Source organism: Kitasatospora sp. NPDC101108, from assembly GCF_055584725.1.
Window position 1 is genome coordinate 318,551 of sequence record NZ_JBVJLM010000009.1, and the last position, 7,762, is coordinate 326,312.

The 7,762-nt window shown below is 72.5% G+C and carries 5 protein-coding genes and 1 rRNA gene; 1 reads left to right on the forward strand and 5 read right to left on the reverse strand.

Features of this window, described 5'->3' with window-relative positions:
* Positions 1 to 171 precede the first annotated feature (171 nt).
* The 5 genes from ACZ6Z8_RS21725 to ACZ6Z8_RS21745 form a co-directional block, all read right to left on the reverse strand.
* Complete coding sequence (locus ACZ6Z8_RS21725) at positions 172 to 1,314, reverse strand: aminotransferase class V-fold PLP-dependent enzyme (protein WP_465611679.1); 1,143 nt, start codon at positions 1,312 to 1,314, stop codon at positions 172 to 174.
* Complete coding sequence (locus ACZ6Z8_RS21730; RefSeq protein ID WP_465611680.1) at positions 1,311 to 2,552, reverse strand: MFS transporter; 1,242 nt, start codon at positions 2,550 to 2,552, stop codon at positions 1,311 to 1,313. The genes ACZ6Z8_RS21725 and ACZ6Z8_RS21730 overlap by 4 nt, the downstream gene beginning before the upstream one ends.
* A 122-nt stretch (positions 2,553 to 2,674) precedes the next feature.
* Positions 2,675 to 4,921 carry an HAD-IIB family hydrolase gene (locus tag ACZ6Z8_RS21735; protein ID WP_465611681.1) on the reverse strand — a complete coding sequence of 749 codons (2,247 nt, stop codon included), beginning with the start codon at positions 4,919 to 4,921 and terminating at the stop codon, positions 2,675 to 2,677.
* A gap of 40 nt (positions 4,922 to 4,961) precedes the next feature.
* Entirely contained in the window at positions 4,962 to 5,933 is a 972-nt protein-coding gene (locus ACZ6Z8_RS21740; RefSeq protein ID WP_465611682.1) for a carbohydrate kinase family protein, read from the reverse strand.
* Between the two features lie 217 nt (positions 5,934 to 6,150).
* The gene (locus ACZ6Z8_RS21745) at positions 6,151 to 6,894 is read right to left on the reverse strand and encodes a G1 family glutamic endopeptidase (RefSeq protein WP_465611683.1); all 744 of its coding nucleotides are present in this window, start codon (positions 6,892 to 6,894) and stop codon (positions 6,151 to 6,153) included.
* A 783-nt stretch (positions 6,895 to 7,677) separates the two neighbouring features.
* Between ACZ6Z8_RS21745 and ACZ6Z8_RS21750 the strand changes: the two genes are divergently transcribed.
* A 16S ribosomal RNA gene (locus ACZ6Z8_RS21750) occupies positions 7,678 to 7,762 on the forward strand; the annotation flags it as partial.

Genomic DNA, 7,762 nt, shown 5'->3' on the forward strand with positions numbered 1-7,762 from the left:
GATCAGACAGGTCCAGCAGTCCGCCGCACCAGTGCTGATCTCGACCTCGTCCTCCAGGGACTCCCAGGTCTCGTAAGCCATTTTGCAACCCCTCTCTTTTCACGGGCCGATCCGGATATCCGGGCCGGCGAAGCGGTTGAGCGTTATTCTTCGCGAACCGGAACAGCGCCGTCAAGGCTTGTGCAGGGCAAGCTCCGAGAGAATCTCCGCCACTTCTCCATCGGTTGTCCAGAAATGCGGTGAGACGCGGACCCAGCCGTCCGGAACGGAAACGTGTATTCCGGCCGACGCCAATCGCCGGACGATCTCCGCCCCCTCCGTCCGGCCGTCGGCGAAACTCACCACACCCGAGTGCCCGGTGCCGTCCGGGGGGAGCGCGAGCCGGTACCCGAGCCCGGCGATCCCGGTGCGCAACCGGTCGGCCAGGGTGCGCACCCGCTCGGCGACCGCGGGGATGCCGGTCTGCTCCAGCTCGGCCAGGGCGGCGGCGAGCCCGGCCGTGCCGACCAGGTCGTACATCCCGCCCTCGACCCGGGCGGCCGAGGCCCGCTCGGGCAGGTCGTAGCGCAGGTGTCCGGGCCCCTTGGACACCTCCGCGGCGCCCTGGTAGCCGAACCAGCCGGTGGGTGTGGTGCGCAGCAGTTCCAGGCGGTCGGCGCGGCAGTAGAACACCCCGGTGCCCGGCGGCCCGCACAGCCACTTGTGCGCGCCGGCGGCCAGGAAGTCCACCGGGGTGTCGGCCACCGACAGCGGCAGCGCGCCGAAGCTCTGCACGGCGTCCACGCAGACCAGCGCCCCGACCCCGGCGGCCAGTTCGCAGATCCGGTCGAGGTCGCAGCGGAAGCCGGTGGCGAAGTTGACGTGGCTGACCGCCACCAGGCGGGTGGCCGGCCCGACGGCCGCCGCCACGTCCTCGATCCGGTAACCGCCGTCGCGCATCGGCACCCAGACCGGCTCGACCCCGTGTCGGCGCAGTCGCAGCCACGGCCGCACGTTGGCCGGGAAGTCCCGGTCGAACAGCACGACCTGGTCGCCCGGGCGCCAGTCCAGACCGTCGGCCACCAGGTGGATGGCGGACGAGGTGTTCGGGACGAGGGCGACCTCCTCGGGCGTACAGCCGAGCAGCCGGGCGACGGACTGGCGGGCGGCGTTCCGGGCACCGAAGAGGGGGCCGACCCTGGCGCTGCCGTACGGAAGCACCTCGTCCACGGCGGTGCGCATCGCGGCGACGGCGGCGGGCCGGAGCCGTCCCAGTCCGGCGTAGTCGAGGTAGACGTCACCGGCGGCGCCACCGTGTCGGCGGGTCCCGGTCATGAGGTCGGCCGGACGGTGCGGACGGCACGGGCCGCGCCGACCGCCATCCAGCCGGCCACCAGCAGCGGCACGCCGTGCAGCAGCAGCACCCACTGGGCCACCCAGGCCGGCTGCAGCACCAGGCTGGTGACCAGCAGGCCGGACATGAAGCCCGCGTTGACCGTGATCTGGGAGAGCCCGAAGGCCCTTCCCCGCCGCCCGTCGGGCAGTTGCTGGAGGGACTGCTTGTAGGTGATCTCGCTCAGGGCGTCGCCCAGACCGGCCCCGGCGGCCGCCAGCAGCCTCGGCCACCAGCCGTCGAGCCAGAACACGCCGATGAAGCCCAGCGACATCACCATGGTGGCGACGCAGTACACCGGAGCCGGTGCGCGGTCGACGAGGCGCTTGGCCAGCGGACGCAGCACGAAGCTCGCCAGCAGCAGGCCGGCCGCCCAACTGCCCCACACCGCACCGGAGACCACGGCGGGCTCGGTCGGGCGCAGCTCGGTGCCCAGCAGCGGCAGTCCGACGTGCTGGGAGGCACTGCCGAACGCGTCCAGCCCGCGCAGCACGACCAGGCCGGCGAGTCCGGCGGCCACCAGCAGCGGCCAGGCGCCGGAGCGGTCCCTGGCCGCGGCCGCCGCGCCGTCCGGCTCCCGCATCCGCAGGCGCAGTGCGAGCAGCACCACCGCGGAGAGCGCGTAGCTGGACGCGTCCAGCCCGAACACCCAGCGGTACCCGGCCAGGGGGACCAGGACGGCGGCGAGGCCCATGCCGACCATGAAGGCCACTCCCTTGAGGCCGGCCAGCGCGCTGTTCACGGACGGGGTGCGCGGCCCGGCCAGCACGGGCGTGGCGGCGGACAGCGTGGCCTCGAACACCGAGCGCCCGGTGCCGATCACCGTCACCGCCGGGAACAGCCACCAGTTCTGCGCGCCCGTCGGCAGGAGCGCCAGCAGGGCCAGCATCAGCGCCCGGGCGAGGTCGGCGCCGATCATCACCCGGCGGCGGTCCCAACGGTCCCCGTAGCGGTGCCCGAGCCGGCCGCCCCCGATCGCACCGGCGTACAGCGCCACGCTGACCAGCCCGGTCTCCAGGGTCGACCGGCTGTGTTCCCAGACGAAGACGGACAGGCAGATGAAGTCGAGCGCGTAGCCGACGTCCGATATCGTCTTGGCGGTCAGCAGGACCGCCAGTTGACGGCGACTCGCCGAGGCCGCCTGCCGTGCCACTTCGGTGCCGGCCGTCACGGCGCCCATGAACCTCTCAACTCCCCGGTTGTGTGAGGGCTGTCATGATTCCCTCACCAACCCTCCACGGGCAAGAGGTAGTTCATGAGAACGCTCGGATCAGGTCGTGAGCCGCCCACGGGTCGGCGGAGTCAGGCCGTCGGTGCGGTGGCGGTGTCGGCGTCAGCGGCGTCGAGCGCGGGGCCGGGGGCAGGTTCGGGGGCGGGGGTGCAGGTGCGGATGCCGTGGACGATGCGGGCGGCCCAGTCGGCGGGGCGTTCGTGGCCGAGGAGCCGGGAGAGCCGGTCCATCCGGGCGCGCCGTTCGGCGGGGCCGAGGTCGAGGGCGCGGGCGAGGACGGTGCTGAGGTCCTCGGGGGAGCGGGGATCGGTGAGCAGGGCGGCCGCGCCGAGTTCGGTGGCGGCGCCGGCGTGGCGGGAGAGCACCAGGACGCCCGGGCCCCGGCCGGTGCGGGGGCGGGGCAGGGCGGCCTGGGCGGCGGTGAACTCCTTGGCGGTGAGGTTCATCCCGTCCTGGAGGGAGGTCACCCAGAGGACGTCGGCGGCCAGGTACTGGTCGACCACCTCGGCGGCGGACAGACTGCGGGAGAGGTAGTCGACCGGCTGCCAATCACCCTGTCGCCAGGCGGCGTTGACGGCGGCGACGCGCTGTTCGAGGTGGTGGCGGGTGGTGTCGTAGGCGGTGATGCCGGGTTCCGGAGGCGGGCAGACCAGCCGGAAGGTGAGCCGGCCGCGCAGGTCGGGGCGCAGGGCGAGCAGGTGGTCGATGGCGTCGACCTTCTGGATCGGGGCCTTGGCGTAGTCGAGGCGTTCCACCGACAGCACGAGCCGCCGGCCGGTGGCCGGGCGGTGGTGGGGTGTGCGGGGGTGGGGTGTGCGTGGGTGGGGCGTACGCAGGCGGGATGCACGGCGGCGGGCGAGCTCCTCGACGGCCGGCCGGTCGATCCCGAGCGGGTGGACGGCGGTGTGCGGCGGGTCGGGCCAGTCGGCCAGGGTCCGGCGGAAGTGCTCGGCGAAGTCCTCGGTGTGGAAGCCCGCCCAGTCGAGGCAGCCCAGCGAGCGGCGCAGCTCGTCGGCCACCGGGAGGGTGGCGAAGACCTCGGGGGCGGGGAAGGGGGTGTGGTGGAAGAGCCCGGTCCTGAGGTCGGGGCGCAGGCGGCGCAGCAGACCGGGGACCAGCCACAGGTTGTAGTCGTGGAGCCAGACGGTGGCGCCGGGCGCGGCCTGGCCGCTGATGTGCTCGGCGAAGCGGGCGTTGACCGTGCGGTAGTCGGCCCAGGCCCGTTCGTCGTGGACGGACCGGTCCGGTTCGGACATCAGCACCGGCCAGAGCGTCTCCTTGCACGCGCGGTGGAAGTAGCCGTCCCAGGTGGCGGTGTCCAGCGGTACGGGGGACAGCGGCAGGGTGGTGGGCTGCGGGTGTGGGGCGAGCCGGTCGCGGCCGGTCAGCGCGGTGACCCAGACGCCCGGCAGGCCGTCGGCGAAGGCACTGCTCAGGGTGGGCAGGATGCCGTTGGGGCTGCGGGGCGGCTGCCAGCGCTCGCCGTTCCAGTGGAGCGGGGGGCGGTGGTAGGCGACCACGAGGGAGTGCGGGCCCGCGGCGTGCTCGGGGCCGGGGCGCCGGCTGCCGGGGTCGCGGTTCCGGGTGCCGGGGGCGGGATCGGAGGGGAGCCAGCCGAGTTCGCGGAGCGCCGCGTGGATGCCGCCCGCCCCGGCCCGGTCGGCGCGGTGGACCAGGGGGTCCTCGGCCAGGGCGGCGAGCAGGGCGGGTTCCGCTCCGGCGACGGCCACCGCGTGGGTGCCCAGCCGGAACAGCGAGAGGTCGTTGAGGGAGTCCCCGGCGACCAGGATGTGCTCGGGCTGCCAGCCCAGCTTCGCGGCCAGGGCGCGGAGGGCGTTGCCCTTGGAGGCGCTCGGCGGCAGGACGTCGAAGTAGCGGTCCGCCGAGTACACCCAGGTGCAGCCGAGCGCTTCGACGGCCGCGATGAGCTCGTCGGTCAGCCCGTCCGGGGCGAGGTGGTAGGAGCAACGGCCGTTCTGGACGACGCCGTGCTGGTACGCGAGCGCGGGGAAGCGGCGCAGTGCGGCGCGGACCCGGTCGTGGCCCGGCCAGCCAGCCCGCAGCTGCTCCTGGACCGGGTCGACGGGGGTGAGGTCGGTGCCGTCGATGACGGTCGCGCCGACGTCGGCGATGATCCACCGGGGCCGTGGGACGAGCGGATCGCGGAGGACCTCGCGGATCGACGACGGTCCCCGGCCGGTGGCGAAGACCGTCGTCACCTCGGGGTGACGGGCCAGGGCGTCCCGTAATCGGATCCGGTCGTCCTGGGCGCCGCCGAGCAGTGTGCCGTCCAGATCGGTGACCAGAATCCTCGACATCCGAGGGACGCTAACACGATCACGTCCGGTGGTGAAGTGTTCACCCCACGTTGGTAGTTGCCCGGGACGGCCGGTCGGGGTGGTGGTCGGGGTGGCGGGTGAGGTGGCGGGTGAGATCGGCGGCGTGCAGGGCGGCGCTGGAGCCCGGGCCGGTGGTCGCCGCGGCTCCGCAGAGCGTCGCCGCGGCGAGGCAGTCGGGCAGGCTCCAGCCTTCGAGCAGCCCGTGCACCAGACCGGCGTTGAAGCAGTCGCCCGCCGCCGTCGGGTCGATGCCGGCGGCCTCGGGGACCGGTGGGGCGTCGAACCGCTCGCCGTCCCGGACCGCGAGCGCGCCCTGGGCGCCGCGGGTGACCACGACGGTGGGCACCAGGGCGGCGAGCGCGGCGATCGCGTCGTCCAGGTCGCCGGCACCGGTCAGGCGGAGGGCCTCCGCGTCGTTGGGGGTGAAGAGGTCGACCAGGGCGAGGGCCTCGCGCACGGCCGGGTCGTCGAGCGTCGCCGGGGTGTCGTGGCAGTCCATGACGACCATCGTGCCGAGCCGCCGCGCCGCCCGTAGACCCGCCACCGTGGTCTTGTCCCACCGGAGTTGCGGCAGCAGCAGCACGCGCGGGTGCAGCCGGTCGAGCAGGGGTGCGAGCGGCTGGCCGCCGACCGGGTCCTGGAAGCTGACCATCGCCCGGTCGTCGGCGGAGGCGAGGGCGACGGTCAGGCTCCGGACCGGGAAGGGGTGGTGGCGGTAGGCGTCCTCGGCCAGCCCCTCCTGCCTGGCGCAGGCCAGCACGTGGGCGCTGAACAGGTCGGTGCCGAAGTCCGCGCTCCACAGGACCCGTCGCCCCAGCCGGTGCAGCGCCATCGCCAGGGTGTACGCGCCGCCGGGCACCAGGCCGAAGCCGTCGGCGAAGACCTCGGTCCCGGGCCGCACCGGCCGGGCCAGACCGTGGAACACCAGATCGGCGAAGTACGCCCCGGAGACGAGGACTTCGCACGACCGCACCGCTGGGTTGGTCTCCATCCGGTGAGCATACGGCCCGTGGGCGGCGGCGGAAGACCGTGCGCGGGTTCGTCCTCTGGGAGACGATGCCTCCACGGACGCCGGAACGCGTCGTTCGGGGCGGCCCGGACGACGCGCGAACTCGGCGGGGGTCGGCGGCCTCGTGGATTTCCCGGAACCGGGCCGCCGACTGGCCGTCGAGGCCTGACGGAGACCGCCAGGCCTCGACGGGAGGTCGTCAGCTGTGCTGCCAGTTCACCGAGAAGTCGGTGTCATTGACGAGCGCGCCGGTGGTGGCCTTGGTGACGCCGCCCTCGGCCATGTCGATGCTCGACGCCTTGGCGGCGGCGAGGCTCTGCCCGTTGACGGTGGCGTCGGTGAACCCGACGGTGTGGAAGTCGGCCAGCGGGAGGACACCGAAGAGGCTGGACGGGGCTTCGGCGATCACCTCGGCGGACGCCAGGGTGGCGCTCTTCAGCGTCTTGCGGACGCTGCGGGACCAGCCCCGGGTGAGGTCGGTGAGGGAGAGCGTGAACACCCCGGAGCCGTCGGTGGTGACGCTCGCGGCCAGGTGGTCGCCCGGCTCCACGGGGTCGCGCAGGTCGACGGGGTAGGAGGGGAACATCTCGTACCAGGCCGAGTACACGGGGGAACCGCCGGAGCAGTCCGCCTCGGTGCCGATCTGCTCGACGGTCTTGCTGCCGTCGCCGTCGAGGCCGACCCAGAAGGCGGACCAGGTGTCGGTGTCGGTGCAGGTGACGGCCGGCTGGACCCAGTCGGCGCTGACGCTGGTGAACTTGCCACCGGTGGCCACGTAGCCGGCCCAGTTGGAGCTGGTGCCGTGCAGCACGCCCTCGCCGTGGTGGTGTGCGGCGATCGGGGCCAGGACGGGGGTGGCGGCGGGGAGGGCAGGTGAGGCGCTGCCGAGAAGTGCCAGCAGGGCGGTGGCGGCGACGAAGGCGTGCCGACGGATCTTGGGCATGGCTAGTCCCTTGGGAGAGGGCAGAGTTGACCAAACGTCGACAAAGCTAGCGTCGGCGGCGCGGGTTGACGGGCCAAAATGGCGGCGTCGGAGACGGGATTCCCCTGGTCGGCCCAGCGCGAGCGGGCGGCGACCGGGAGCGGGCGACGGCCGGGGTCGTGAAGCGCTGGGAGTGGCGCCTCCTGTGCGCCTGTACCTGGATGAGGACGGATCACCCGTGTTTCCGGAGTGACTGCTCCAGCGATTTGTTTCGGGCGTCGGGGAGGGGTACTGTCTCCCAGTCGCTCGGCAGGGAGCACCGGACACGCAGGATCTGCGCGGACGGTCCCGGGGCGGCCAATCCACCAGAAACACCAGGCGTCGCTTTGGCGTGCCTGTTTATCGGGATTGCGACTGGATTCGGCTGGATTCGCTTTTCGGAGCGGGGGTCGGCTAGAGTTTGGAACGTCGGACGGGGCGTCAAGCACCGGAAGACATCAGTAAGTTGGATGAGGAAGCCCCGGAAGACGGAGCGAGAACATCTGATAAGCTGGGAACACGAAAGAACGAAGCGCCCGGAGGGCCCGCTGGAAGGCGGTCCGAAGGAAGCGTCCGTTCCTTGAGAACTCAACAGCGTGCCAAAAGTCAACGCCAGATATGTTGACATCCCCGGCCTCAGATGTTTTCTGGGGTTGGAGATTCCTTTTGAAATAACACTAGCGAGGACGCAGTGCGCGGGGCCGCCCTATTCCGGTGGTTGCCGTGCCGCTCAACGCGGGTGTCGACCCGATCAACGGGTAAACATTCACGGAGAGTTTGATCCTGGCTCAGGACGAACGCTGGCGGCGTGCTTAACACATGCAAGTCGAACGGTGAAGCCCTTCGGGGT